Below are 26,825 nucleotides of genomic sequence, written 5' to 3' on the forward strand. Positions count from 1 at the left end.
TCCCCCGCAGGGGGAGGGAGAACCGCTAGGCCGTCCGCGTCGCCACCATCATATAGTTGATGCCCGCGTCGTCGCTCTGGCTCCAGCGGTCGGTCAGCGGGTCGTAGTTCAGGCCGTAAGGTCCCTCGACCGTCACAGCCTCCTGCGCCAGCATCGTCCGTATCTCGTCGGGCTTCAGGAACTGGCGCCAGTCGTGCGTCCCGGCCGGCACCCAGCGCAGGATGTATTCCGCCGCCACCTTGCCCAGGGCCAGCGACTTCAGCGTGCGGTTCAGGGTGGCGACCATCATCACCCCGCCCGGCCGCACCAGGCGCGAACAGGCGCGCACGAAGGCTTCCGGATCGGCGACATGTTCGATCACCTCCATGGTCAGGACCACGTCGAACGGCCCCGCCCCCTCGGCCTCGATCTGTTCGACCGTGGCGGCGCGATAGGCGATGTCCAACCCGACCATCCCGGCGTGGGCGCGGGCCGTGCCGATATTCTCGGACGAGGCGTCGATGGCGGTGACGGAAAAACCCATCCGACGCATCGGCTCGGCGATCAGCCCGCCGCCGCAGCCGACGTCCAGAAGCGTCAGCCCCTCGAAGGGGCGACGCGCCTTGGGATCGCGGCCCAGCCGGGCGCACAGCTGTTCGCGGATCAGGGCCAGCCGGGCCGGATTGAACCGGTGCAACGGCGCGAACGGCCCGTGCGCATCCCACCACTCGGCCGCCTGGGCCGAAAACCGGGCGACGTCGGCCGGGTCGATCGATGCGCCAAATGCGCCCTCGGACGAATTTTGCGGAAAACCATGCCCTTCGCGGGGTAGGCGAGACGGTGCGGCGTCGCTAGAAGCGGTCATGGCGCGAGGGATGAACCTTCGCGCCCTTTCACGCAAGCAGGGGGCGAAACGCCACGATGACGCGGCCCGATTCTTCACGATCCGACACCACGCGACTGGTGATGAAGTTCGGCGGCACCTCGATGGGCGACCTCGAACGGATTCGGCGCGCGGCGCGAATCGTCGCCGCCGAGGCCGCGTCCGGCAAGAAGGTCGCCGTCGTCGTCTCCGCCATGGCCGGCAAGACCAACGAGCTGGTCGCCTGGACCGACGGCGCCGGCCCGGCCGCGGCGGGCCTGCCGCTCAGCGACGACGAATATGACGTGGTGGTCGCCTCGGGCGAACAGGTGACGGCCGGACTTCTGGCCCTGACCCTGCGCAACATGGGGCTGAACGCCCGGTCGTGGATGGGCTGGCAGGTGCCGATCATCACCGACGACGCCCACGCCCGCGCCCGCATCATCGACATCCCCGGCGAGAAACTGGGCGCCGCCCTCGACGCGGGCGAGATCGCCATCGTCCCCGGCTTCCAGGGCGTCACCCCCGACGGCAAGATCACCACCCTGGGCCGGGGCGGTTCCGACACCTCGGCCGTGGCCGTTGCGGCGGCCCTGTCCTGCCCCTGCGACATCTATACCGACGTGGACGGGGTCTATACGACCGACCCGCGCATCGAGAGCCGCGCCCGGCGCCTGGCCAAGGTCTCCTATGAGGAGATGCTGGAAATGGCCTCATTGGGGGCCAAGGTGCTCCAGACCCGCTCGGTCGAACTCGCCATGGCCAAACAGGTGCCAGTGCGCGTCCTGTCCAGCTTCATCGAACCGGACGCGTCCGGCCAAATGCCCGACAAGGGCGGAACCCTGATCTGCGACGAGGAGGAGATCTTGGAAAAGCGCATCGTGTCCGGTGTGACCATGAGCCGTGACGAGGCCCGCATCACCCTGCTGGGCCTGTCCGACCGCGTGGACGCCCCCGCCGACGTCTTCACCCGCCTGGCCGAGGCCAACGTCAATGTGGACATGATCGTCCAGAGCCAGTCGCGCACCGCCGGGGCGGTCAACCTGACCTTCACGACCGGCCGTCGCGACGCCGTCCGCGCCGCCGACCTGATGAAGGCCGCCCAGTCCGAGATCGGCATCGAGGAAATCCGCGTCGACGAGGATGTCGCCAAGGTGTCCGTCGTCGGGGTCGGCATGCGCAGCCACGCCGGTGTGGCCCAGACCATGTTCAAGGCCCTGGCCGACAAGGGCGTCAAGTTCCAGGCCATCTCGACCTCAGAAATCAAGATCAGCGTCCTGATCGACGCGGCGTACGCCGAACTGGCCGTGCGCGCATTGCATTCGGCTTACGGGCTGGACGCGATATAGGATGATTTGAACAGGCGCCTCGGCGCCGGAGCGCGGGAGCCATGATGCCGGCAGGCGGCGCGATGACCAGAGGACCTCGGATCCTCCTGCGCCAGATCCGCGAGGCTCTGGGCGGGGCCGGCGCGGGCGCGACCCCGGCGCAGGACCGCCTGAACATGGTGGTGCGGATCATCGCCCGGTCCATGGTCGCCGAGGTCTGCTCCATCTATCTGCGCCGCGCCTCGGGCGAGCTGGAGCTGTTCGCCACCGAGGGCCTGAACCCCGACGCCGTCCACAACACCCGCCTGCGTCCCGGCGAGGGTCTGGTCGGCGAGGTGGCCCGGATGGCCCAGCCGATCAGCCTGTCGGACGCGCCGTCGCATCCGTCCTTCTCCTACCGGCCGGAAACGGGCGAAGACCCCTATCACGCCTTCCTCGGCGCCCCCCTGCTGCGTGGCGGCCGGGCCATCGGCGTCCTGGTCGTCCAGAACCGCACCGAGCGGCGCTATGACGAGGAGGAGGTCGAGGACATCCAGACCATCGCCATGGTCCTGTCCGAGACGGTGTCCTCCGGCGAACTGCTGGAACAGGACGAACTGCGCGACGTCGAACTGGCGCCCCACCGGCCCGAACGGCTGAAGGGCCAGAAGTTCGGCGACGGCCTGGCGGTCGGCCGGGTCGTCCTGCACGAAGCGCCCCTGCCGCCCGAGAAACTGCTGTCCGAAGACCCGGCGATGGAGGAGGCCCGGCTGAAGCTGGCCCTGGCCTCGCTGAAAACCGGCCTGGACGCCATGCTGGACAAGGGCCAGGGCCTGGCCGGACCCTCGTTCGAGGTGCTGGAGACCTATCGGATGTTCGCCGACGACCGGGGCTGGAACCGGTCGCTGGAAGAGGCCGTGCGCAACGGCCTGACCGCCGAGGCGGCGGTGGACCGGGTCCGGAACGAGCACCGCGCCCGCTTCGCCCAGGCGCGCGACCCCTATATCCGCGAACGGCTGCACGATTTCGAGGACCTGGCCAACCGGCTGCTGCGGGTGTTGGCGGGCGACAAGCCGGGTGAGCGCGAACTGCCGGACGACGCCATTCTCGTGGCGCGCAACCTGGGTCCGGCGGACCTGCTGGAATATCCGCGCGACAAGCTGAAGGGCCTGTTGCTGGAAGAAGGCTCGGCCGCCAGCCACGCCGCCATCGTCGCCCGCGCGCTGCAGATCCCGTGCGTCGGCCGCCTGATGGGCCTGCGCGACCGGCTGTCGGAAGGCGACGTCGTCATCGCCGATGGCGAGACCGGCGAGGCCTATCTGCGGCCCCGCCCCGATATGATTGAGGCGGTCCAGTCGCGTATGGCCGTGCGCGACCAGCGCCAGGCCCAGTTCGCCCAATTGCGCGACACCCCCGCCGTGACCCTGGACGGCCAGCGCATCACCCTGCTGACCAACGCCGGCCTGGCGGTGGACCTGGAGAATCTGAACGAGACGGGGGCGGAGGGCATCGGCCTGTTCCGCACCGAATTCCAGTTCATGGTCTCGGACGAGCTGCCCCGGCTGAACGCCCAGACGGCCCTGTACAAGCTGGTGCTGGACGCCGCCGGCGACCGGCCCGTCACCTTCCGCACCCTGGACATCGGCGGCGACAAGGTCCTGCCCTATCTGGAGGCCGAGCGGGAGGAGAACCCCGCCCTGGGCCGGCGCGCCATCCGCCTGGGCCTGGACCGGCCGTCTTTGTTACGGATGCAACTTCGGGCCCTGCTGACGGCGGCGGCGGGTCGCGAGCTGCGCGTCATGTTCCCGATGATCGCCACGGTGGACGAGTTCCGCGCCGCGCGCGAACTGGTCGACGTCGAATGCGCCTGGGCCAAGCGGCGCGGCCGCGCCCTGCCCGCCCTGCTGCGCGTCGGGGCCATGGTCGAATGCCCGTCGCTGCTGTGGCACCTCGACGCGCTTCTGCCCCTGACCGACTTCGTCTCGATCGGGACCAACGACCTGTTCCAGTACATGTACGCCGCCGACCGGACCAATCCCCTGGTCTCGGACCGCTACGATCCCCTGTCGCCCCCGACCCTGCGCGCCCTGCAGACGATCCAGAAGGCCTGCGCCGACACCGGCACCCCGGTCTCGATCTGCGGCGAACTGGCGGGCCGGCCGCTGGAGGCCTTCGCCCTGATCACCCTGGGCTTCACCCGCCTGTCGGCCCCGGCCGGCGGCGTCGGCCCGGTCAAGCGGATGATCCTGTCCGCGGACCTGACGGCGGCGCGCCGGGGCCTGAACAATCTGCTGAATCTCTCGACCGGCTCGGTGCGCAACGAGATCGAATCCCTGGCGCGGAAGTTGAACATCGCCGTCTGAGAGTCTTCGCGCGCGTTCCGTTTTGGGAATCGCCGTTGATGGGGCGGGCATTATGGTTTATCCACAGGACGCATCAGGACTGCCTCCGGGGGGAGGCGAGTCCAGTCACGAAGACATGCTACCGGACGGGTCCGTTTCGAGTACGGAGCGGCTTCAAGCCGTTCCGAGTGTGGGGTCAGGCGTCATGGCGCTGGATGCGGGGCAAGCCCCCGACGAGTTCAAGGCTCATCCTGATTGGAAGGACATTGCGCCCTCCATCGCAGAGTCCGTGACTCTGGGCGACGGCCTGCGCCGGGCGCGCGAGTCGTCCGGCAAGTCCCTGGCGGATCTGTCCGCCGAAACCAAGGTCCATTCGCGGTTCCTGACCGCTCTGGAGCAGAACGACTGGTCCTCCCTGCCCTCTCGGGTTTTCGCCATCGGCTATGTGCGTGGCTATGCGGCCGCCCTGGGCCTCGACGAGCAATTGGCCGTCGAACGGTTCAAGCGCGACAGCCCCGACACCTCGGCTCCGTTGAAAGCGCCCATCGGCATCGCCTTTGAGGATGTGAAACGCTATTCGCCGCGCATCATCGCGGTCGTCGCCGTGGCCGCCCTCGCCATCGTCGGATGGAATGTCTTCCAGCGCATCAATCTGATGAAGGCGCCCCGCGCCTCCGACATCGCCGCCGTGCCCGAGAGCTGGACCCTGGGAGACGTGCCCGGTCAGAACGGTCTGATCGACCTCAGCGCGCCCCGCGCCGCACCGCTGGACCAGACCACGCCGGCCCTCTACATCACGCCCGGCCTGGAGGCCCAGCTGACCGGGATCGATCCCAATGATCCTGCGGTGCTGGCGGCGACGGCGGCGGCCAACAACGCCCCCGTGCAAAAGGCCTTCAACCCACGCGGCGCCGTCTATGGCGCCCCCGCCACCGCCTCCCAGGTGGTGATCCAGGCCAAGAAGGCCGGCGCCCTGGTCGTTCGGCTGGGGGACGGTCAGGCCCTGTTCGCCCGCCAGATGGCCGCCGGCGAGGCCTGGCGCGCGCCGATGGGCGTCAGCGCCACCATCGATGTATCGGATCCGGCGGCCTTTGACGTCTATCTGAACGGCGAACACGGCGGCATCCTGCCGGCTGTCCTGACGCCCCTGGCCCAGTTGAACAGCCGCGCAGAACAGGCCGCCCGCCAGGTGGCGGAGGACCAGGCCCGCCGCGTGGCGCAGGCTCAGGCCGTGCGGGCGGCCCAACAAGCCGCTCAACCCGCCCCTCCCCCCGTCGCGGCGACAAACTGATCGTCGCCCCCGTGGCCCTGACGCCGTCTTCGGCCTATATGAGCCCGTGATGAGCGACCACACCCACGTCCGACCCTGGCGCCATATCGAGCGCCGCAAGAGCCGCCAGATCCGCGTGGGCTCCGTCCTCGTGGGCGGCGACGCCCCGATCAGCGTGCAGTCGATGACCAATACGCCGACGTCCGACGCGGCGGCGACGATCGACCAGATCCGTCAGCTGGAAGAGGCCGGCGCCGACATCGTCCGCGTCTCCTGCCCCGACGTGGAATCGACCGAGGCCTTCAAGACCATCGCCCGCGAGGCCAAGGTCCCCTTGGTCGCCGACATTCATTTCCACTACAAGCGCGGCATCGAGGCGGCCCAGGCGGGCGCCGCCTGCCTGCGGATCAATCCGGGCAATATCGGCAGTCCCGACCGCGTCCGCGACGTGATCCAGGCCGCCAAGGACCACGGCTGTTCGATGCGGATCGGCGTCAACGCCGGCTCGCTGGAAAAGGAGCTGCTGGAGAAGTACGGCGAGCCCTGCCCCGACGCCATGGTCGAGAGCGCCCTGAACCACGCCCGCATCCTGCAGGACCACGACTTCCACGAGTTCAAGATCTCGGTGAAGGCGTCCGACCCCTTCCTGACCGTCGCCGCCTATCAGCAGTTGGCCGATGCCATCGACTGCCCTCTGCACCTGGGCGTGACCGAGGCGGGGCCGCTGCGCACCGGCACGATCAAATCGGCCATCGGCATGGGCTCGATGCTGTGGGCCGGCATCGGCGACACCATCCGCGTGTCGCTGGCCGCCGATCCGGTCGAGGAGATCAAGGTCGGCTTCGACATCCTGAAGTCGCTGGGCCTGCGCCATCGGGGCGTCAACATCATCGCCTGTCCGTCGTGCGCGCGTCAGGGCTTCAACGTCATCGAGACCGTGACCCTGCTGGAAGAGAAACTGGCCCATATCTCGACGCCGATGAGCCTGTCGGTGATCGGCTGCGTCGTGAACGGCCCGGGCGAGGCCCTCTATACCGACATCGGCTTCACCGGCGGCGGCAAGGGGGCGGGCATGATCTATCTGAACGGCAAGATCGCCCACAAACAGGCCAACGACGGCATGATCGACCATATCGTCGACCTGGTCGAGCAGAAGGCCGCCGAACTGGACGCGGCCCGGGCGGCGGAGCTTCAGGCGGCGGAATAGACCCGCCCCTCGAGGTTGCACAAGGTTTGATGAAATTCACGCCTGAGTGATTGACCGATCGTGTCGGAAGTGCAACCTCTGCCGTTGGTTCGCCTGGGGAGGCTGAACCTTAATCCACTGAGGGGCCTTATGATTTCCAAAAATTCCGCACGTTTCGGCGTGCGCTTGCTCATGCTTGCCGGCGTGGCGATGTCGCTGCCCGCCTGCGCCACCGTGACGCGTGGCTCCAGTCAGCAATTCTCCGTCCAGAGCACCCCGCCCGGCGCCCAGGTCAGCACGTCGAACGGCTTCGAATGCCAGGCGACGCCCTGCACCTTCCGCATGTCGCGCAAGGACGCCTTCCGCATCACCGTGTCCAAGGACGGCTACGTCGCCCAGACCCATGACATCACCAGCAGCGTCTCCGGCGCGGGCGGCACGGCCATGGCCGGCAACATCCTGATCGGCGGCATCATCGGCGGGGCGATCGACGCCACCTCCGGCGCCATGAATGATCTGAAGCCCAATCCGCTGATCGTGACCCTGCGCACCCCGGCCGAAGAAGCGGCCGCAGCCCAGGCCCCCGTCGCGACGCCGCCCGCCGCAGCCGCAGCCGGAGGCGAATAATGATCCGTCGTCTCGCCGCCGCCGCCGCTCTGGGCGCCCTGATGGGCGTCGCGGCCTGCGCCAGCCCGTCCAACCCCGCGCTCATGACCTTGCCGGCGACATCGGGCCTCACGGCGGCGCCCGGCGATCTCGGCTATCGGTCGGTGACGACAGTCACGGTTTCCGGCGGCCAGAACACCAATCCGATGTGGACCTCCGAGGTTTCGAATGCGGACTTCAAGACCGCGCTGGAAGGCTCGTTGACGGCCGCCGGCTATATGGGGACCGAAGGTCAGCCCATGACGGTCTCCGCATCCTTGATCGACCTGAAACAGCCGATGGCCGGCTTTGACATGTCTGTGACCAGCCAGGTTCGCTATACCGTAATGCGAGCCGACCGTTCCGTCTTCGACGAAACGGTGGCGGCGACCGGCACAGCGACCATGGGTCAGGCCTTCATGGGCGTGGAACGTCTTCGGATGGCCAACGAAGCCTCGATCCGCGAAAACATCAAGGAATTCCTGACCCGCTTCCGCGCCCGCGCGCGCTGATCGGATCAAAGGACGACCACGGCGACGGCGGGCCGCGACCCGCCGTCGCCTTTCGTCTCAGATCACCCCGAACAGCCGCAGGGCCTGATAGCCGGCGGACAGCAACACAACGGCCCCGACGCCGTAGGTCAGGATCCGACGGGGCGCGATCCGCGCGATCACCCCGGCGAAGGGCGCGGCGATCAGACCGCCCAGGATGAGGCCCAGGATGGAGGCGGCGTGGGTGGCGACGCCTTTGGCCTCCGCCCAGTGACCGGTCAGCAGGGCGGCCAGGAAGGTCGCCGAAATGGCCGAGGTGACGAAGAACTCCGCCGTATTGGTGGTGCCGATCGCGGCGCGCGGATCGCCCCCCGACCCCACCAGGGTCGTCGTGACCGTCGGCCCCCAGCCGCCGCCGCCGATGGCGTCGAAGAACCCGCCGACGACGCCCAGCGGCCCCGCGAACCTGACCGGGAAGATCCGCGCGCGAGTCTGGCGGGTCGCGCGCCAGATGATCACGCCCCCCATGATCGCCAGGTAGGCGGTGATCCAGGGCTTGACCAGGTCGCCGTCGATGCTGGTCAGGACGAAGGCTCCCAGGCAACCGCCCACCACCCCGCCCATGGCCAGGGGCACGAACAGTTTCCAGTTTACATTCTTGTTGACCGTGTGAGATCCGGCCGACGCCGCCGTGGTGAAGACCTCTGCGGCATGGACGCTGGCCGAAGCTGTCGCAGGGGGCACGCCGAACGACAGCAGGACCGTCGAGGAGATGACGCCGTAAGCCATGCCCAGGGCCCCATCGACGGACTGGGCCAGGAAACCGACGAGGAGAAAGACGAGGAAATCTTGCATGGCCGCCCCTGAAAATCCGCCCGACGGTGCGTGTTATTTTCCTACTGGGTCAATAGGAGAAGGATTCGACGCGGCTTGCAGAAGGCTTCGCGCCTCGAACACCGCGGCGACGGCGTCGCGCCCATCCTGCAGGACCGGCTGCAACGGGCAGGTCTCGACGTCCGGACAGGTCTCGCAAGGCCCGTGGGCGGTGCGCGACGCGCAGGGCGCCAGGGCCAGGGGGCCTTCCAGCGCCCGGATCACATCGGCGAAACTGATGGTCTCGGCCGGCGCCGCCAGGGCGTAGCCTCCGGTCCGCCCCCGCTTGGACACCAGCAGATTTTGACGACGCAGATCCAGAAGTATGGCTTCTAGGAATTTGCGCGGGGCCGTGGCGGCCTCGGCGATCTCGCCGATGGTGGCGGGGCCGCCGCCCGGCAGGCCGGCCAGATGGATCATGGCGCGCAGGGCGTAGCGGGACCGGTTCGACAGCATGGTCCGTGATCGCGCGACCGCGCGCCGGACGCAAGACGCCGTTCGCCGTCCGGCCCGACCTCATCCCGGCCGGCCCAGCCGCGCCGCCGCCGCCAGGATCTGCGGACCGGTATAGGGTTTCAGCACCAGGGCCTCGGCCAGGGGGGCGTAGCGGGCGGCGGCCTCAGCGTCGCCGGAAATGAAAATCACCCGAATGTCCCAGCGCCGCGTCAGAACCTCGGCCAATTCGCCCCCGGTCGTGGCGCCGGACAGATTGATGTCCAGCAGGGCGCCGTCGATGGCGTGAAGGGCCGCCGCAGCCTCGGCCGCCGCCGCGCTGTGGAACGGGCCCACCACCCTGTGCCCGGCCTCGGTCAACAGCTCCGTCAGGTCGGCGGCCACCTCGGCGTCATCCTCGACCACCAGCAGGGTCAGGGGCTCCAGATCGCCCCCCACGACGGCGATCTCGGCCGGCCGGGGCGCGGCCCCTTCAGCGGAACCGGATGTCTGGGCCACGATGACCCGACGCAGATCGCGCCAGACCTCGACCGCCGGCCGGTCGCTATCCAGGCCATAGAGGCCCGCCATGGTCTTCAGGTCGCGCGCATCGTCCGGCGACAGACGGCCGCCCGCCGCGGTGAGACGCGCGTCATACAGGCGGCACAGCCGTTCCACGCTGTCGGCGCCGTCCGGAGTCGCGTCGGCGGCCTGGGCGACAGGCTTCGACGGCGGCGGGCGATCGAACATGACGTCCTCCTCACGGCTGATCGGCCGTCAGCTAGTCGTTTGGAACCCTCGGCGTAAGCGCCTCTGACGCCATCGTTATCCAAAATCACAATCCCGGCGCCGACCGGGGTCCCCGCCGACAATCGACATCGCGCCCCTCGGCGCGCTAAGGACGGCCCTCCCTTTCTCCAGGATTGCCCCCTTGCGTCTGCCCCAGGCCCGTCTCGATCAGGTGCTCGACCGTTTCCACGAGGTGGAGGCCCGCATGGGTGCGGCGACGGACGGCGTCGAGATCGTCCGCCTGTCCAAGGAGCACGCCGAGCTCAAGCCCGTCGCCGACGCGGTCCAGGGTCTGGCCCGACTCCGCGCCGAGATGGCCGATCTGGAGGTCATGGCCGCCGATCCCGAAATGGCCGCCATGGCCCAGGACGAGCTGCGCGACCTGACCGAGCGCCTGCCGCAGATGGAGCGCGACGTCGCTCTGCTGCTGGCCCCGCGCGACGCCGACGAGAACGCCTCGGCCGTGCTGGAAGTCCGCGCCGGCACCGGCGGCGACGAGGCGGCCCTGTTCGCCGGCGACCTTTTCCGCATGTATTCGCGCTACGCCGCCACGCGCGGCTGGCGGATCGAGCTGGATTCAGCGACCGAAGGGGACGCCGGCGGCTACAAGGAGATCATCGCCACCGTCACCGGCGACGGCGTCTTCGGCCGGCTGAAGTTCGAGAGCGGCGTCCACCGCGTCCAGCGCGTGCCGACCACCGAGGCCGGGGGCCGCATCCACACCTCGGCCGCCACCGTCGCCGTCCTGCCCGAGGTCGAGGACGTCGAGATCGAAATCCTGGAAAAGGACATCCGCATCGACACCTTCCGCGCCTCCGGCTCGGGCGGCCAGCACGTCAACAAGACCGACTCGGCCGTGCGGATCACCCACCTTCCGACCGGAATCGTGGCCACCAGCTCCGAGAAATCGCAGCACGTGAACCGCGACAAGGCGATGAAGAACCTGCGGGTCCGCCTGTACGACATGCAGCGCCAGGCCAAGGATCTGGCACGCGCCGACTCGCGCAAATCCCAGGTCGGGTCGGGCGACCGGTCCGAGCGGATTCGCACCTACAACTTTCCGCAAGGCCGGGTGACCGACCACCGCATCGGCCTGACCCTGCACAGCCTGCCCCAGATCCTGGAAGGCGATCTGGACCCCATGCTGAACGCCCTGATCGCCGAGGACCAGGCCGCACGCCTGGCGGATCTCGAGGCCGAGTTCGGCTGATCAGCCCAGCACGCCCAGCATGGGCAGGCACAGCACCAGGGCCGTGACGGCTGTATAGCCGGCGAAGGCGTGGACCGACCGGCGACGGCCGCTCAGGGCCGTAGGCTCGGCGATGCGGACGGCGCGATCATTCCACAGCAGATACAGGGCCTGGATCGTCCACCCGGCCAGGAAGGCCGCGACCGCCCAGCCGCTGAGCGCCGCCAGGGCCGCGCCGGAGGCCAGGACCAGCATGGCGCCCAGCGCAATCACCCCGTCCCCGACCTGGTCGGTGACGGACACCGGGATCAGCCCCGACAATGCACGCTGCAAACGCCAGTTGAGCCAGGCCTGATACAGAAGCATCAGCCCGCCCAAGACGTAGAACACCCCTATCGCGCGCGCTGCCCACTCCATGGCGGGAATAAGGCGTCATTCCCGCCCGGGCCGTAAGTGCGGAAAACCCCTTAGTCGGCTGAAAAGGTCCAACCGGCGCAAACGAGACACAACCGATGATATCTCAGGCTGCGCGCGTCTGCTCGGCCTGGAGCGCCCGGACGACCGCCGGACGCCGGCCCATCCGGTCGTAATGGGCGCGTACATTCGGAAACTCGGCCACATCCACGCCGTCGCCTTCCAGCCAGCCGGTGAAGGTGAACAGATAGGGATCTGCGACGGAATAGGCGTCGCCCATCACCCAGTCGCTGTCTCCGTTCCGGGCCAGATCCGCCTCGATCAGGGTGAAACAGTCCCGCATGTTCTGCGCCACCTTGGCCGCCATCGAGGCCTGGGCCGCAGCGTCGTCGCTCCAGCGCGAGGCCCGGCGGCCATGGGCGTGGGCGACGTGGACAGTCGAGGCCAGATAGAGGTTGAAGGCCTGCATCCGCGCAAGAGCGAAGGGCTCGACGGGCGCCAGCAGACCCTGCGGAGCGAGGGCGGCGATATAGGCCAGAATGGCCGGGCTTTCGGTCAGGACGCCCTGATCGGTCACCAGAGCCGGAACCCGCCCCTTGGGATTGATCGCCAGAAACTCGGGCCGGCGCTGGTCCCCCTGGCCGAAGTCGACCAGGCGGGCTTCGAACGCCAGGCCGGACTCTTCCAGCGCGATATGGCTGGCCCGGCTGCAGGATCCGGGGGCGGTATAGAGGGTCAGCATGATCGGCCTCGTCGGGAAAGAAAAAGGCGACGAGAACCTCGCCGCCTTTCCGTCTCTTACAGGTCCAGCAGGGCCCGCTGCGGGTCTTCCAGCAGTTCCTTGATGCGGACCAGGAAGGTCACGGCTTCCTTGCCGTCGACAATGCGGTGATCATAGCTGAGGGCCAGGTACATCATCGGACGGATCTTGACCTCGCCGTTGATGGCCATCGGGCGCTGGACGATGTTGTGCATGCCCAGGATGCCCGACTGCGGGGCGTTCAGGATCGGCGTCGACATCAGCGACCCATAGGTGCCGCCGTTGGTGATGGTGAAGGTGCCGCCCTGCAGCTGGTCCATGGTCAGGGCGCCGTCGCGGGCGGCCTTGCCCAGGGCGCCGATGCCCTTTTCGATGCCCGCCAGGCTCAGGGTGTCGGCGTCGCGCAGCACCGGAACCACCAGACCCTTTTCGGTGCCGACGGCGACGCCGATGTCATAGTGGTTCTTGTAGATGATGTCCGTGCCGTCGATCTCGGCGTTGACGGCCGGAATCTCGTGCAGGGCCGCAACCACGGCCTTGGTGAAGAAGGACATGAAGCCCAGCTTCACGCCGTGGCGCTTCTCGAACACCTCTTTGTACTGGGCGCGCAGGGCCATGACATTGGTCATGTCCACCTCGTTGAAGGTGGTCAGCTGGGCGGCCGTGTTCTGCGATTCCTTCAGGCGACGGGCGATGGTCTGACGCAGGCGCGTCATCTTCACCCGCTCTTCGCGCGGGCCGACGGCGCGCGGGGCCGAAGGCGCGGCGGCGGCGGCGGTCGGAGCCGGGGCGGCCTGACCGATGGCGGCGATGGCGTCAGCCTTGGTGATATTGCCCTTGGGCCCCGTGGCGGCGATGGCCTTCGGATCCAGATTGTTTTCGGCGACGACGCGCTGGACGGCCGGCGACAGGGTGTCGTTCTTGCCGCCCGAGACCTGGGCCGAGCCGGTGTTGGCCGGAGCGGCGGCAGGCGCCGGGGCAGCGGCGGCCGGAGCCGAAGCGGCTGCGCCCGAACCCGAAACCGAACCGATCTTCTGGCCGGGGGTGACGGTCGCGCCCTCGTCGGCGGCGATGGTCAGCACGCCGTCAGCCGGCGCCGAAACCTCGACCGCGACCTTGTCGGTCTCGATCTCGACCAGCAGTTCGTCCTTCTTGACGGCGTCGCCGCTCTTCTTGAGCCACTTGCCCATAGAGCCCTCGGCGACGCTTTCGCCCATCACCGGCACGGTGATGTCGATGCTGGACGCAGCGGCGGCGGGCGCCGCCTTGGCCTCGGCCTTGGCGGCCTTGGCTGGGGCCGAGGCCGGAGCCGCAGCGGCGGCCGCGCCGCCTTCGGTCACCGAACCCAGGACCGTGCCCGGCACGACGGTGTCGCCCTCGGCGGCGTTGATGGCGCCCAGGACGCCGTCGGCCGGCGCCACCACTTCCAGCGAGACCTTGTCGGTCTCCAGTTCGACGAGCAGTTCGTCCTTCTTGACCGCGTCGCCGACCTTCTTGGTCCATTTCGCGATGGTGGCCTCGGTGACGGATTCACCGAGGGCGGGGGTCAGGATGTCGGCCATGTCGGGTCCAGCTGTCTCTTTGGGAGTATTCGGTGAGGTGTATCAGGCGAAGGCTTCGTTGGTGAAGGTCTCGAGTTCCTTCAGGTGGCGGCTCATCAGGCCGGCCGCCGTCGAGGCGGAACCGGGACGGCCGACGTAGCGGGCGCGCTTGGAGGCGACGTCCAGCTTGTCCAGCGTCAGCTCCAGCCACGGATCGACGAAGGTCCAGCCGCCCATGTTCTTGGGTTCTTCCTGGCACCAGACCACTTCCGCCTTCGGGAAGCGGGCCAGTTCCTTGCGCAAGGACTGGATCGGCCACGGATAGAACTGCTCCAGGCGCAGGATATAGACGTCGTCCACCGCCTGGCCGTCCTTGGCCTTCTTCTCGCGGGCGTCCAGCAGGTCGTAATAGACCTTGCCCGAACACAGGATGACGCGGCGGATCGCCTTGTCGGCCTTGATCTTGATCCCGGCGACGTCGGGGCGGGTCTGGGCGTCGTCGTGCAGGACGCGGTGGAAGGACGAACCCTCCGCCAGATCCTTCATCGACGAGACCGCCTTCTTGTGACGCAGCAGGCTCTTGGGCGTCATCAGGATCAGCGGCTTGCGGAACGGCCGGTGCATCTGGCGACGCAGGATGTGGAAATAGTTGGCCGGGGTGGTGCAGTTGGCGACCTGCATATTGTCTTCGGCGCACTGTTGCAGGAAGCGCTCCAGACGGGCCGACGAGTGTTCCGGTCCCTGGCCTTCATAGCCATGCGGCAACAGCATGGTCAGGCCGCTCATCCGCAGCCACTTGCGTTCGCCCGAGCTGATGAACTGGTCGATCACCACCTGGGCGCCGTTCACGAAGTCGCCGAACTGGGCTTCCCACATCACCATGGTGTTGGGGTCGGCCAGCGAATAGCCGTACTCGAAGCCCAGCACCGCCTCTTCCGACAGAGCCGAGTCGATGACCTCGTAGTTGGCCTGGCCTTCGCGGAGGTTGTTCAGCGGGATGTACCGCTCTTCGGTCGTCTGATCGATGATGCCCGAATGGCGCTGCGAGAAGGTGCCGCGCACCGAATCCTGGCCCGACAGACGCACCGGGAAGCCTTCGTCCACCAGCGAGGCGAAGGCCAGGCTCTCGGCCGTGGCCCAGTCCAGGCCCTCGCCCGAGGTGATGGCTTCGCGCCGGCCGTCGATGACCCGTTTCAGCGTCTTGTGCATGTCGACGCTGTTGGGGATGGTCGTCAGGCGGTGGCCCAGGTCGGTCAGCTTGGCCAGGGGCACCGCGGTCTCGCCGCGCAGTTCGTCCTTGGGCGACTGGAAACCCTGCCACTGGCCGTCCAGCCAGTCGGCCTTCTCGGCGGACCAGGTCTTGCCGGCCTCGAACTGGTCGTCAAGGAAGGTGTCGAACCGCGCAATCTCGGCGTCCACCTCGGCCTGCGTCAGCACGCCCTCGGCGACCAGACGCTGCGAATACAGTTCACGGGTCGAGGGCTGGGCGCGGATCTTCGAATACATCAGCGGCTGGGTGAAGGTCGGATCGTCGCCTTCGTTGTGGCCGAACCGGCGATAGCAGAACATGTCCACCACCGCGTCCTTGTGGAATTTCTGGCGGTATTCGGTGGCCACCTTGGCGGCGAAGACGACCGCTTCGGGATCATCGCCGTTCACGTGGAAGATCGGCGCCTGGACCATCAGCGCCACGTCCGACGGGTACGGCGACGAGCGCGAGTTCCGCGGGCTGGTGGTGAAGCCGATCTGGTTGTTGATGACGAAATGCAGGGTGCCGCCGGTGCGGTAGCCCTTCAGCCCCATCAGGGCGAAACACTCGGCCACCACGCCCTGGCCGGCGAAGGCGGCGTCGCCGTGGATCAGCAGGGGCACGACCTTGGAACGGTCCAGCGCCCATTCGGCCTCGGGCTTGCCGGCGTTGGCCTCACGGATGTCGAACGCCTGTTTGGCGCGCGCCTTGCCCAGCACCACCGGATTGACGATCTCGAGGTGCGACGGGTTGGCGGTCAGCGACAGGTGGACGTGGTTGCCGTCGAACTCGCGGTTCGAACTGGCGCCCATGTGATATTTGACGTCGCCCGAGCCCTCGATGTCGCTGGGCACGGCCGAACCGCCCTGGAACTCGTGGAAGATGACCTTGTAGGGCTTGCCCATCACGGCGGCGAGCACGTTCAGGCGGCCGCGGTGGGCCATGCCCAGCACGACCTCGTCGACGCCCAGATTGCCGCCGCGCTTGATCACCTGCTCCAGCGCCGGGACCATGGCCTCGCCGCCGTCCAGGCCGAACCGCTTGGTGCCGGGGAAACGCTTGTGCAGGAAGCGTTCGAAGCCCTCGGCCTCGATCAGCTTGTTCAGGATGGCCAGCTTGCCTTCCTTGGTGAAGGCGTTCTGCTCGAACTTGTCCGGCCCTTCGAACCGCTGCTGCAGCCAGGACTTCTCCTCCGGCTCGGCGATATGCATGTACTGGATGCCGATATTGCCGCAGTAGGTGCGCTTCAGCAGGTCCAGCACCTGGCGGATCGTGCCGGTCTGAAGCCCCAGGACCCCGTCCAGGAAGATCGGACGATCCATGTCGGCGGCGCTGAAACCATAGAATTCCGGCGTCAGTTCCGGGTTTTCGACCGGCTGTTCGATGCCCAGCGGGTCCAGCTTGGCCTGCAGGTGGCCGCGCACGCGATAGCTGCGGATCAGCATCAGGGCGCGAATGGAATCATGGGCGGCGGCGCGGATCGCGTCGCCTGAAACCTCGGCCGGCGCGGCCTTGGCCGCTGCAGGCGCCGGCGCGGCGCCGGGCTTCTTGGGGTCGGGCTTGGGCGCCGGCCAGCGGCCGTCGAACACGGCGTTCGCCTCATTGGGCTCGGTGGCGGTTCCGCGCCCCCAGGCGCCGGCCTCGGCCGAGGCCTTCACGCTGGCGGCGTTGTCGCGCAACTGGTCGAAGAAGGCTTTCCATTCCGCCGAGACCGAGCCGGGATCATTGGCCCACTTCTCGTGCAGCTCCTCGATATAGGCCGCATTGGACCCGTAGAGGAAAGAGGTCTCGGCAAAGACCTGGTTCAGCCGACCCGCATCGTCCGCCATTGTTCTCGCTATCCCTTGGGCCCCGCCGGACACATCTCCGTGAGGGGCGCGCCCGTCATATAGGCGTGCTTTCCTTATGGGTCATGACCGAAACGGGGCAATTCGGTGAGAAATTGGTCGCAGGCGCAAAGAAAAACGCCCCCGGCCGAAACCGGGGGCGTCCAATCCTGCCGAGACCGGCATTTTTCATCCTCCCTCCCCCACGGGGGAGGGGGCGAAGCGAAGCGGAGCCGGGTGGGGCGGGCAGGGCGACGCCCCACAGACCCCCTAAAACTAGACAGGTGCGGCCCAGCCTGGCCGCCCCCACCCCGTCGCTGACGCGACGCCCCTCCCCCGCAGGGGGAGGGAGAGGCGCCTGTGCGCCTTGGCTTCTTAACCCTTCAGCACTTCCACCAGGGTCTTGCCCAGGCGGGCCGGCGATTCCGACATGCGGATGCCGGCGGCTTCCATCGCCGCGATCTTGGATTCCGCATCGCCCTTGCCGCCCGAGACGACGGCGCCGGCGTGGCCCATGGTGCGGCCCTTCGGAGCCGTGCGGCCCGCGATGAAGCCGGCCATCGGCTTCTTGCGGCCCTTCTTGGCTTCGTCGATCAGGAATTGGGCGGCGTCTTCTTCGGCGCCGCCGCCGATCTCACCGATCATGATGATCGAGGTGGTTTCCGGGTCGGCCAGGAACAGTTCCAGCACGTCGATGAACTCGGTGCCCTTGACCGGATCGCCGCCGATGCCGACGGCCGTGGTCTGGCCCAGGCCTTCGTTGGTGGTCTGGAACACGGCCTCATAGGTCAGGGTGCCCGAACGCGACACGATGCCGACCGAGCCCTTCTTGAAGATATTGCCCGGCATGATGCCGATCTTGCACTCGTCCGGCGTCAGGATGCCCGGGCAGTTCGGACCCAGCAGGCGCGACTTGGAGCCTTCCAGGCGGCGCTTGACGTTGACCATGTCCAGCACCGGGATGCCCTCGGTGATGCAGGTGATGAAGGGGATCTCGGCGTCGATGGCCTCGATGATGGCGGCGGCGGCGCCCGACGGCGGGACATAGATCACCGAGGCGTCGGCGCCCGTGGCGTCCTTGGCTTCGGCGACCGAGGCGTAGATGGGCAGGGTTTCGCCGTGCGAACCCGTCCAGTTCGTGCCGCCCTTGGTCGGGTGCACGCCGGCGACCATCTTGGTGCCGTGATAGGCCAGGGCCTGTTCGGTGTGGAAGCCGCCGGTCTTGCCGGTCAGGCCCTGGACGATGATCTTGGTGTCTTTGTTGACGAGGATGGACATGGGGTCTCGCTTCTTTGGCTAGGCGGAGAGGAAGGGGTTTTCGACGCGGACCGACCCGTAGGTCTGACCGTGAGTGAGAACTTCGGAATAGAGCACCTTGGCGCCCAGCCGCTCGGCGGCGGCGATGATGGCGCCGTCCCAGTAGGACAGCTGATAGCGGCGGGCGTTGTCGACGCCCGCGACCACCACCTCCGGCGTGATCGGCTGGCAGGGCTTCATGGCGACGACGCGGACCCATTCGCGGGCCTTGTCCGACGAAAGCGGCGGCGCGCCCTTGCGCGTGGCGTTGTTGTAGAATTCGGCGAGCACCTGGCCCGAGGTGCAATAGTCCTCGGTCAGCACGATCTCGCGCGCACGCTCCCACCTATGCCCCGCATGGTCCCGACCAAGAGCGGCGTAGAGCAGAATATTGGTGTCGAGAAAGACCTCAGAACTCGCGATCAAACCGAGGGTCTCCGCTGTAGGTTTCTTCCCGTGTGGGGAGACGCCAACCCTCGCCCCCGCGGCCTTCGGATTCGTCGATCAGTTTCAGCAGCGCCTCGCGCGCCTCGTCCTTGGAGGTCTCCTGCTCGACCAGCCGTGTCAGGAAGCCACGCACCATCTCGTTGACGCTGGTCCGCTTCATGGCGGCCAGAACCCGCACCTTGTCGAGCAGGTCGTCGTCGATGGCGAGGGTCAGGTTGCGGGTCATTGGTCTACACGGGTTATGTGGAACACATAGGCCGTGGAGCGAGACGGGGCAAGTCAGTCCCTTGTCGGCCAGCGGGGGCTCGGAATATCGAGCAACAATCCCAGCCGCCGCAGAATCCAGGCCTGAACCGGCGTCAGGGCGTACAGTCTCTCGAACAGCGCGGCCTCCCGGCCCGCGGCCCGCGCCTCGGCGTAGTCTGTCTGCTGTCGTCTTCGGCGACGGCCGCACTCGGCCGTATCGCCGACAGCCAGCCGTCGATCCCATTTGGCGCGCCAGCCGTCCAGGCTGATGGCGTCATAGTGGAGCAGCCAGGCCCGACCGCCAGCGCCGAGGTCGCGGGCGCGGGCGGCCTTCAACGGAACCTCCGCCCGCTTGGATTCGTGGATGCAGACGGTGATGTCTGCCAGGCCGCGCCGCACGGCGTGCTTGCCCATATGGTGGCCCAGCAGTCCCCGGACGAAGAACTTGCCGGCGCCCGGATAGAGGCCATTGCTCAGCTCGGACCAGAACGGCCCGCTGTAGGACTTGCGGGCCAGACTGGCCCCGTATTCCAGATTGAGATCGTCCCCGGATCGCCAGACCGCCTCGACGGTCTCGAAGATGACGGACTCACAGTCGGCCGGAACCGCCTCCAGCACGGCGGCCGGCGAGACCGCGCCGAACAGCCGCTCGTCGATATCGACGACCAGCAGCCAGTCGGCGGCCAGGCTGCGATAGGCCGCGCCATAGACGCCCCTTTGCCGATCCTCGACCGTCGCCGGCCGACCGCCAAGGGCGGACCAGAAGGCGTCGTCACAGACGATCAGCTCGCCTTCAGCCAGGCCCACGGCGTCCGGCGCCGGCGCGGCCGCGCTGTCGAAATAGACGCGAACGCGCGCGGCCCCCTTGCGGCGGAAGTGATCGACGAAGGCCGCGACATGCCGCTCCGGCGCCAGGGCCATGGCGACGACTTCGAACACGGCCATCGACGACGTCCGCCTGGGGGCGAGCCGCCGGACCTAGCCGACCGCTGCGACGATCTTCTGGGCGGCGTCGTCCAGATCGTCGGCGGCCTGGATGGTCAGGCCCGACTCGTTCAGGATCTTCTTGCCCAGTTCGGCGTTGGTGCCTTCCAGACGCACGACCAGCGGCACCTTCAGACCGACTTCCTTCACCGCGGCGACGACGCCCTCGGCGATGACGTCGCACTTCATGATGCCGCCGAAGATGTTGACTAGGATGCCCTGGACGTTCGGGTCGGCGGTGATGATCTTGAAGGCCGCAGCGACCTTCTCCTTGCCGGCGCCGCCGCCGACGTCGCAGAAGTTGGCCGGCTCCTTGCCGTACAGCTTGATGATGTCCATCGTCGCCATGGCCAGGCCGGCGCCGTTGACCATGCAGCCGATGTTGCCGTCCAGCGAGACATAGGCGAGGTCCCACTTGGAGGCTTCGATTTCCTTGGCGTCTTCCTCGGTCTCGTCGCGCAGGGCGCGCATGTCTTCGTGGCGGAACAGGGCGTTGCCGTCGAAGCTGACCTTGGCGTCCAGGACGCGCAGGCGGCCGTTCTCCATGACGATCAGCGGGTTCACTTCCAGCATGGCCATGTCCTTCTCGACGAAGGCCTTGTACAGCGCCGGGAACAGCGACTTGCCGTCTTCGGCCGCATCGCCCGTCAGCCCGTAGGCGGCGTTGATGGCGGCGACGTCGGCCTCGGTCACGCCCGTGGCGGGGTCGATGACGATGGTCTGGATCTTCTCGGGCGTGTCATGGGCGACGGCCTCGATGTCCATGCCGCCCTCGGTCGAGACGACGAAGGCCACGCGGCCATACTGACGGTCGACCAGCAGCGAGCAGTACAGTTCGCGGGCGATGTCGGCGCCGTCCTCGATATAGAGGCGGTTGACCTGCTTGCCGGCCTCGCCGGTCTGGGCGGTGACCAGGGTGTTGCCCAGCATTTCCTTGGCGTTCTTGACCACGTCCTCGATCGAGAAGGCCAGGCGCACGCCGCCCTTGGCGTCGGCCGGCAGTTCCTTGAACTTGCCCTTGCCGCGTCCACCGGCGTGGATCTGCGACTTCACGACATAGAGCGGGCCAGGCAGTTGCTTGGCGGCGGCCTCGGCCTGATCGGCCGAGGTGATGGGCACGCCCTCGGCGACCGGGGCGCCGAAGCCCTTGAGAACCTGCTTGGCCTGATATTCGTGGATGTTCATGGCGACCGCCGCAATCTTTGCTGGGAAGGGTTTGCGGGGCTTATAGGCTCCGCCCCTTCGCAGGCGCAACAGGGGTCGACCATGGTTTTGGTCTAAGCTTCAGTCGACCCAGTCCCGCTTCAGCGTCCGCGAGGCCCCGATCAGCAAGACCGCCGCCAGCACATAGAAGCCCATGCCGGTGTAGATGGCCCACCTCAGGCTCTCTTCCCCGAACCGGGGCGCCAGCAGGTCGCTCATCCAGCCGAAATAGTAGAAGCCGACCGCGATCCCGAGCAGATTGTTCAGTAGCAGGAACAGGGCCGAGGCCGTGGACCGCATGGCCGCCGGGACCAGATGCTGGACCGCCGCCGTGATCGGCCCCAGCCAGGCCAGGTTCAGGCCGGTCGGCAACAGGAAGATCAGGAAGGCCAGGACCAGCTGCTGGGTGTTGCTGCCGCCGCCCGGCAGGACCAGGCCGATCAGCCAGGGCGAGTTCATCGCCAAGATGAAACAGGGCGCCGAGATCAGGAAGGCGATGGCCGGGGTCAGGGGATAGGCGCCCTTGCCCTTTTTCGACAGCTTGTCGGCGATCATGCCGCCCAGCCAGATGCCCAGCAGACCGCCGATCAGGGCGATGCCGGCGTAATACCAGCTGGTCTGACGCAGGGTCAGGTCGAAGCTGCGCATGAAGAACAGCGGCAACCAGCCCGCGACGCCATAGCCGCACACCGAGGACGAGGCCGCGCCCAGGCCCAGCAGCCAGAAGCTGGGCTTGCGGATCACCACCGAGGCGGTGCGTCGCGCCACCATCAGCGACACGCCGATCACCCCGGCCAGCAGGCCGCCGAAGGCCAGGACCAGCGGACTGCCCAGGGACACGCCCAGCAACCAGTTCGCCGCCGCCAGGAGCAGCAGCCCGGCGCCCAGGCCCAGCATGACCTGGGCCGCGATCCTGCCCGCCCGGTCCGTGCCGGCCGGCGCGGCCGCCAGGGCGGCGACCTGGGCCTCGGTCTTGACCGCATCGGTTCCGCCGCGCTGGGGATCCTTCACCGTCAGCCTCAGCAGGGGCGCGACCAGCAGGCCCAGCAGGCCGACGACGATGAAGGCCGTGCGCCAGCCGTAGGTCGCCGCCAGCAGCCCCCCGACCAGGGTGCCCGCCGCCATGCCCAGCGGAATCCCGAAGGCGAAGGCCGCGAGGGCCCGCGCCCTTTGATGGGGCGGGAAATAGTCGGCGATCAGCGAATAGGCCGGGGCGACCCCGCCCGCCTCGCCCACGCCCACGCCCATACGGCACAGGAACAGCTGACCGAACGACCCCGTCATGCCGCACAGGGCGGTGAAGCCGGACCAGACCGCCAGGGCTCCGGTCATGATCCAGACCCGGCTGAACCGATCAGCCATCCAGGCCAGGGGAATGGCCAGGGTCGAATAGACCGATGCGAAGGCGATGCCGCCCAACAGGCCGAACTGGCTGTCGGACATGCCGAACTCTTCCTTCAGCGGCGCGGCCAGGATGCCGATGATCTGCCGGTCCAGGAAGTTCAGCATGTAGATCAGGATCAGCACCGCCAGCACATAGAAGCGGTAGCCCGGTCGGTGCGGCGCGGGCGCCTGCGCGTCCGTCAGCGTGTCGGTCGTCATCGGCGTTTCCCTCGGCGTATTTTTCTTGTTGGGGCGAGCCTAGCCCCAAGTCTGGTCTCTGCAAAGCAAAGGGCGGCGGCCCGAAAACCGCCGCCCCAGCATCAGGCATTTGGTGACAATCAGAACCGGTAGGTCAGGCGCGCCGAATAGGTGGTCGGCGGGCCGTAGAAGGCGCTGATCGAGTTGTTGTAGGTCGCGCCCGGGAAGCTGTAGCCCCCGACCTTGTAGCGGACATCGGTCAGGTTGCGGCCGAACAGGCCGACCTCCCACTGTTTGCTTGGCGCGATCCAGACCACGCTGGCGTCGGCCAGGACATAGCCGTCCTGGTCCAGGATGGGATCCGGCGTGTCGAACAGGTGGTAGTCCGAGCGATAGGACAGCGACGGCGTGACCCGGATCTCCCCGCCCATGATGTCGCCCCGCCAGGTCATGCCGTAATAGGCCGACCATTCGGGCGAGTTCTGCGGCTCGCGGGTGTCGGAGATATCGACCGGCGTGCCGGTGATCCGGGTGATGAACTCGTCGAACTCGTTCTTCAGATAGCCCAGCGAGAAGTTGGCGGTGATGTCGTCGGTCAGGAAGGCCGACCCTTCCAGCTCGAAGCCGTAGATGGTCGAGGCGCCGGCGTTGTCGACCACCGAGGCGATGCCGACGGCCGGGGCCGTGGCCACCTGCTGGGTCGTGATCTGCTGGTCCTTGTAGTCGGAATAGAAGACCGCCGAGGCGAAATTCATCCGCCGGTCGAAGGCCGACCCCTTCAGGCCCAGCTCATAGGTGGTGACCGTCTCGGGCTGGTAGCCATTGACCGTCTGTGGCACCAGGGCGGCGTCGCCCCGCATGTCCCAGCCGCCCGACTTGAAGCCCTGGCTGACCGAGGCGTAGCCCGTGATTTCCTCGCTGAAGTCATACGAGATGCTGGCGCGCGGCGTGAACTTCTCGAAGCTGTCCGAAGCGGTGTAGTCGGTGCGTGTGGCGAAGATCGGCCGGGCGACTCCGCCGGTGTAGGGCGTCGGCGTGGCGCCCAGATAGAAGAGGCGCAGGACCGAGGCGTCCTTGTCGTCCTTGGTGTAGCGCCCGCCCAGCGAGACGTGCAGCCGGTCAGAGATGTCGTAGCTGAAGTCGCCGAACACCGAGAAGGACTTTGTGTCCACCGACCCCGCCGCCGCGATGGCCAGGCCCAGATTGCCCGCGATGGTGTCGAAGGCGCCCGAGGAGGTGCCGTCCAGATAGAAGACGCCCGCCACGCCCGACCAGCGATCGCCGGTGAACAGGGCCTGGAACTCCTGGGTGAACTGGTCGTCCGAATAGATGGCCGGCACGTCCAGGGTTGGCAGCGGCGTCTGGTCGAAGTCGATGATGGTCTCGGTGTCGCCGCTGCGATAGGCGGTGATCGACTTCAGGGTCAGCATGTCGTTGACCCGGTATTCGCCGGTCAGGGACACGCCCTCGGTGACCACCTTCTGCTCGCCGGTGATGCCGGCGTAGGTGTCATATTCGTTGGCCGGGGGCGTATAGCCGCCGGTGGTCGAGTTCACCTCGCGGTGGCCGTGACGGGGGCTGGAGTCGTCCTCGACCCGGTCCCAGGCCAGACGGAAGAACAGGCTGTCGTTCGGCGTCCATTCGGCGCTGGCGCGATAGGCGGTGACGTCCTTGTCGTACTGGTCCTGGCCGGTGTTCAGGTTCTCGCCGTAGCCGTCGTGCTGATAGGTGGCGACCGCGCCGCCGATGGCGAAGGTATCACCCACCGGGACCGATCCGGACAGCAGGAAGTTGCGCTCATTGTACGAGCCCACCTCGGCCCGCGCCGTCAGGCTGGGATCGTCGCCCAGCCGCTTGGTGACGTATTTGATCGCACCGCCGATGGTGTTGCGGCCGTAGAGGGTGCCCTGCGGCCCGCGAAGCACCTCGATCCGCGAGATGTCGAAGATGTCCAGCACCGCGCCCTGGGGACGGGCCACATAGACGTCGTCGATATAGAGGCCGACGCCGGGCTCGAAGCCCCACAGCGGATCCTGCTGGCCCACGCCGCGGATGAAGCTGATCAGGGTCGAGTTGGAGCCGCGGGCGATCTGCACCGTGGCGTTCGGCGTCTGCTGCTGCAGGGCCGTGATATTGGTCGCGCCGGTCTGTTCCAGCCGCTCGGCGCTGAGGGCCGAGACCGCGACCGGCACGTCCTTCAGCTGTTCGTCGCGCCGACGGGCGGTGACGACGATGTCCTCGACCATATTGGCCTGCCCTGCATTGGCCGCCTGGGCCGCCGCCTCGGCGTCCTGGGCCGTGGAAGCCCCCGCCAGCACGCCCCAAGCCGCGCCGGCCAGCAGCGCGCACTTCACATGATGTCTCATGATCCTACCCCTTTGGTTGTCGTTTCCAGCCCGTTGACGCTTTTATTCAGCGTTCAATGATTTTCCTGAACCTGACCCGGTTTCCGCCGTCTGTCAAACCCTCCCCCTTCCCCGCGTCACCGCGCCGCCGCTTCGATCCGGGGCGTGGCGCCGTTGCACCGGTGCGAACGCCCGCCTAGCCTCCCGATCATGAGCAAGCCCGCCGCGTCGCCCCCCGCCGTCCGTTCCATCGCCGCCGCGCGCCGCAAGTCGGCCGTTGGCGCCCCTTCGGCTCAGGGGCCCGGCCGACGCGGCCGTCCGCCCAAGGCCCAGGCCAAGGCCGCCGGCGAGACGCGCGACCTGATCCTGGACGCGGCCGAGGACCTGTTCTCCAAACACGGCTTCTACGGCGTCACCATCCGCGAGGTGGCGCGCGAGGCGGGCGTGGACACCGCACTTGTCCATTACTATTTCGGGGCCAAGCGCGACCTGTTCGACGCCGTCTTCTTGCGCCGGGCCGAGGTCTGGAACGACGACCGCGTCGCCGCCATTGATCGTTACGCCGAGGCCGCCGGGCCGGACATGACCCTGGAGGGCCTGCTCGAGGCCTTCCTGCGCCCCCCGTTCGAATGGTCGCTGAAAGGCGGGCCGGGCTGGAAACACTATGCCGCCCTGGTGGCCCAGACCAACGCCAACCCCACCTTCGGGGGCGAGACCATGGCCCGCTATTTCGACCCCGCCATCCGTCGTCTGATCGAGCTGATCGCCGTGGTCCTGCCGGACGCCAGCGAGGTGGACCTGTACTGGGGCTATCACAATCTGTCGGGCGCCCTGACCCTGACCCTGGGCGAGACGGGCCGTCTGGACCGGCTGTCGGGCGGCCTGGCCCGATCCGGGGACCTGGAGACGGCCGGCGACTACATGGTTCGCTTCGCCGCCGCCGGCTTCCGCGCCGTCGTCGGCATGTCGCCCCGCTAGCTGAAGAAGATCGCCCACATCAGCCGTCCGGGCAGGAAGGTCAGCGCGCCGGCGACGATCAGCCCGCCCACGAACATGCCCGTCATCGCCCGCCGGTGCGCCTGCACCCGATGACGCCGCGCGGCATGGACCGCCATCGGCAGGCTCACCACCGTCCAGCCGCTGATCAGATGGATGAACGACAGGCCGGCCGGCCCGTCGGGGTTGATCGTGTGGATGAAGAACGAGCTGACCGCCGTCGTCCCCATGGCCAGCACCCAGATCCAGCCCAGCGCCCGGTGCAGCCGCGTCCCCTTGATCCCCGCCAGCAGCACGATGCCGATGGCCAGGGCGGTCAGGGCCGCCGCCACATGGATCTGGATCGCGGTCGGCGCCGCCGCCAGCAGGCCGAAGTCCGGCGCGCGCAAACTGAACCCGAGCAGGGCGATCCGCCCCCCGTCCGCCGCCAGATAGGCGACAATGGGGACGCCCAGCAGGACCAGGGCGGCGATGGACGGGGCGAAACGGGCGAAACGGGACATGGAGACTCCGGCGATGTGTCCCGCCGCTTCTGAAGCCCGGCTCGCGGTCGCGCCTCCCGTTCTGCGTCA

Annotated in this window: 24 protein-coding genes; 8 read left to right on the forward strand and 16 right to left on the reverse strand. The window is 67.9% G+C overall.

Annotation, left to right across the window (positions count from 1 at the left end; all coding sequences use genetic code 11):
• Nucleotides 1–25 precede the first annotated feature (25 nt).
• Nucleotides 26–844, reverse strand: a complete 819-nt coding sequence (gene ubiG / locus GYM46_RS06395; protein WP_008262621.1) for a bifunctional 2-polyprenyl-6-hydroxyphenol methylase/3-demethylubiquinol 3-O-methyltransferase UbiG — start codon at nt 842–844, stop codon at nt 26–28.
• A 56-nt stretch (nt 845–900) separates the two neighbouring features.
• Between ubiG and GYM46_RS06400 the strand changes: the two genes are divergently transcribed.
• The 6 genes from GYM46_RS06400 (at nt 901) to GYM46_RS06425 (ending at nt 8,103) form a co-directional block, all read left to right on the forward strand.
• Nucleotides 901–2,190 carry an aspartate kinase gene (locus tag GYM46_RS06400; protein WP_008258777.1) on the forward strand — a complete coding sequence of 430 codons (1,290 nt, stop codon included), beginning with the start codon at nt 901–903 and terminating at the stop codon, nt 2,188–2,190.
• A 62-nt stretch (nt 2,191–2,252) separates the two neighbouring features.
• Entirely contained in the window at nt 2,253–4,511 is a 2,259-nt protein-coding gene (gene ptsP / locus GYM46_RS06405; RefSeq protein WP_369732953.1) for a phosphoenolpyruvate--protein phosphotransferase, read from the forward strand.
• A gap of 184 nt (nt 4,512–4,695) precedes the next feature.
• A complete protein-coding gene (locus GYM46_RS06410) occupies nt 4,696–5,781 on the forward strand; it encodes a helix-turn-helix domain-containing protein (RefSeq protein WP_008259738.1) in 1,086 nt (361 codons plus the stop codon).
• Nucleotides 5,782–5,827: 46 nt separating this feature from the next.
• Nucleotides 5,828–6,967, forward strand: coding sequence for a flavodoxin-dependent (E)-4-hydroxy-3-methylbut-2-enyl-diphosphate synthase (ispG, locus tag GYM46_RS06415; RefSeq protein ID WP_008263463.1), 1,140 nt, complete (start codon nt 5,828–5,830; stop codon nt 6,965–6,967).
• Between the two features lie 171 nt (nt 6,968–7,138).
• Complete coding sequence (locus GYM46_RS06420) at nt 7,139–7,573, forward strand: PEGA domain-containing protein (protein ID WP_035311190.1); 435 nt, start codon at nt 7,139–7,141, stop codon at nt 7,571–7,573.
• Nucleotides 7,573–8,103, forward strand: a complete 531-nt coding sequence (locus GYM46_RS06425; protein ID WP_008263699.1) for a hypothetical protein — start codon at nt 7,573–7,575, stop codon at nt 8,101–8,103. Before GYM46_RS06420 ends, GYM46_RS06425 begins: the two co-directional genes overlap by 1 nt.
• 57 nt (nt 8,104–8,160) lie before the next feature.
• Here the strand turns inward: GYM46_RS06425 and GYM46_RS06430 are convergent, their stop codons facing one another.
• Genes GYM46_RS06430 through GYM46_RS06440 form a run of 3 tightly spaced genes read right to left on the reverse strand, consistent with a single transcriptional unit; the run spans nt 8,161 to nt 10,137 of the window.
• On the reverse strand, nt 8,161–8,937 hold the full coding sequence (locus GYM46_RS06430) for a sulfite exporter TauE/SafE family protein (RefSeq protein ID WP_008260663.1): 777 nt from the start codon (nt 8,935–8,937) through the stop codon (nt 8,161–8,163).
• A gap of 33 nt (nt 8,938–8,970) precedes the next feature.
• On the reverse strand, nt 8,971–9,411 hold the full coding sequence (locus tag GYM46_RS06435) for an RrF2 family transcriptional regulator (protein ID WP_008264352.1): 441 nt from the start codon (nt 9,409–9,411) through the stop codon (nt 8,971–8,973).
• 60 nt (nt 9,412–9,471) lie between these two features.
• On the reverse strand, nt 9,472–10,137 hold the full coding sequence (locus GYM46_RS06440; protein ID WP_008259015.1) for a response regulator: 666 nt from the start codon (nt 10,135–10,137) through the stop codon (nt 9,472–9,474).
• A 181-nt stretch (nt 10,138–10,318) separates the two neighbouring features.
• Here GYM46_RS06440 and prfA point away from each other — a divergent pair, with 181 nt between their 5' ends.
• Nucleotides 10,319–11,386, forward strand: a complete 1,068-nt coding sequence (gene prfA / locus GYM46_RS06445; RefSeq protein WP_008262463.1) for a peptide chain release factor 1 — start codon at nt 10,319–10,321, stop codon at nt 11,384–11,386.
• On the opposite strand, the gene GYM46_RS06450 is transcribed toward prfA, so the two are convergent.
• The 11 genes from GYM46_RS06450 to GYM46_RS06500 form a co-directional block, all read right to left on the reverse strand.
• The gene (locus GYM46_RS06450; protein ID WP_197019800.1) at nt 11,387–11,731 is read right to left on the reverse strand and encodes a hypothetical protein; all 345 of its coding nucleotides are present in this window, start codon (nt 11,729–11,731) and stop codon (nt 11,387–11,389) included.
• A gap of 154 nt (nt 11,732–11,885) precedes the next feature.
• Nucleotides 11,886–12,521, reverse strand: coding sequence for a glutathione S-transferase family protein (locus GYM46_RS06455; protein WP_008263124.1), 636 nt, complete (start codon nt 12,519–12,521; stop codon nt 11,886–11,888).
• Nucleotides 12,522–12,577: 56 nt separating this feature from the next.
• Nucleotides 12,578–14,101, reverse strand: a complete 1,524-nt coding sequence (gene odhB, locus GYM46_RS06460) for a 2-oxoglutarate dehydrogenase complex dihydrolipoyllysine-residue succinyltransferase (RefSeq protein WP_008259347.1) — start codon at nt 14,099–14,101, stop codon at nt 12,578–12,580.
• A 42-nt stretch (nt 14,102–14,143) separates the two neighbouring features.
• Nucleotides 14,144–17,158 (reverse strand): 2-oxoglutarate dehydrogenase E1 component, encoded by a 3,015-nt coding sequence (locus GYM46_RS06465; RefSeq protein ID WP_008258795.1) that lies wholly within the window; start codon nt 17,156–17,158, stop codon nt 14,144–14,146.
• 372 nt (nt 17,159–17,530) lie between these two features.
• A complete protein-coding gene (gene sucD / locus GYM46_RS06470; protein WP_008262761.1) occupies nt 17,531–18,433 on the reverse strand; it encodes a succinate--CoA ligase subunit alpha in 903 nt (300 codons plus the stop codon).
• 18 nt (nt 18,434–18,451) lie between these two features.
• The gene (locus tag GYM46_RS06475) at nt 18,452–18,877 is read right to left on the reverse strand and encodes a PIN domain-containing protein (protein WP_008262108.1); all 426 of its coding nucleotides are present in this window, start codon (nt 18,875–18,877) and stop codon (nt 18,452–18,454) included.
• A complete protein-coding gene (locus tag GYM46_RS06480) occupies nt 18,861–19,124 on the reverse strand; it encodes a ribbon-helix-helix protein, CopG family (protein ID WP_008263623.1) in 264 nt (87 codons plus the stop codon). The genes GYM46_RS06475 and GYM46_RS06480 overlap by 17 nt, the downstream gene beginning before the upstream one ends.
• Nucleotides 19,125–19,177: 53 nt before the next feature.
• Nucleotides 19,178–20,089 carry a hypothetical protein gene (locus GYM46_RS06485; protein ID WP_008263103.1) on the reverse strand — a complete coding sequence of 304 codons (912 nt, stop codon included), beginning with the start codon at nt 20,087–20,089 and terminating at the stop codon, nt 19,178–19,180.
• A gap of 33 nt (nt 20,090–20,122) precedes the next feature.
• Nucleotides 20,123–21,313, reverse strand: coding sequence for an ADP-forming succinate--CoA ligase subunit beta (gene sucC / locus GYM46_RS06490; protein WP_008263529.1), 1,191 nt, complete (start codon nt 21,311–21,313; stop codon nt 20,123–20,125).
• A 99-nt stretch (nt 21,314–21,412) separates the two neighbouring features.
• Nucleotides 21,413–22,933, reverse strand: a complete 1,521-nt coding sequence (locus GYM46_RS06495) for a spinster family MFS transporter (RefSeq protein ID WP_008259696.1) — start codon at nt 22,931–22,933, stop codon at nt 21,413–21,415.
• A gap of 119 nt (nt 22,934–23,052) precedes the next feature.
• Nucleotides 23,053–25,278: a TonB-dependent receptor gene (locus GYM46_RS06500; protein WP_008263148.1), complete on the reverse strand. Its 2,226-nt coding sequence runs from the start codon at nt 25,276–25,278 to the stop codon at nt 23,053–23,055.
• Between the two features lie 189 nt (nt 25,279–25,467).
• On the opposite strand from GYM46_RS06500, the gene GYM46_RS06505 reads away from it, so the two are divergent.
• Complete coding sequence (locus GYM46_RS06505; RefSeq protein WP_008260658.1) at nt 25,468–26,235, forward strand: TetR/AcrR family transcriptional regulator; 768 nt, start codon at nt 25,468–25,470, stop codon at nt 26,233–26,235.
• Here GYM46_RS06505 and GYM46_RS06510 read toward each other — a convergent pair.
• Nucleotides 26,232–26,756 carry a DUF2306 domain-containing protein gene (locus GYM46_RS06510; RefSeq protein ID WP_008260551.1) on the reverse strand — a complete coding sequence of 175 codons (525 nt, stop codon included), beginning with the start codon at nt 26,754–26,756 and terminating at the stop codon, nt 26,232–26,234. The genes GYM46_RS06505 and GYM46_RS06510 overlap by 4 nt on opposite strands.
• Between the last annotated feature and the right edge of the window lie 69 nt (nt 26,757–26,825).

The sequence above is a fragment of the Brevundimonas mediterranea genome, from assembly GCF_011064825.1.
Lineage (GTDB): Bacteria > Pseudomonadota > Alphaproteobacteria > Caulobacterales > Caulobacteraceae > Brevundimonas > Brevundimonas mediterranea_A.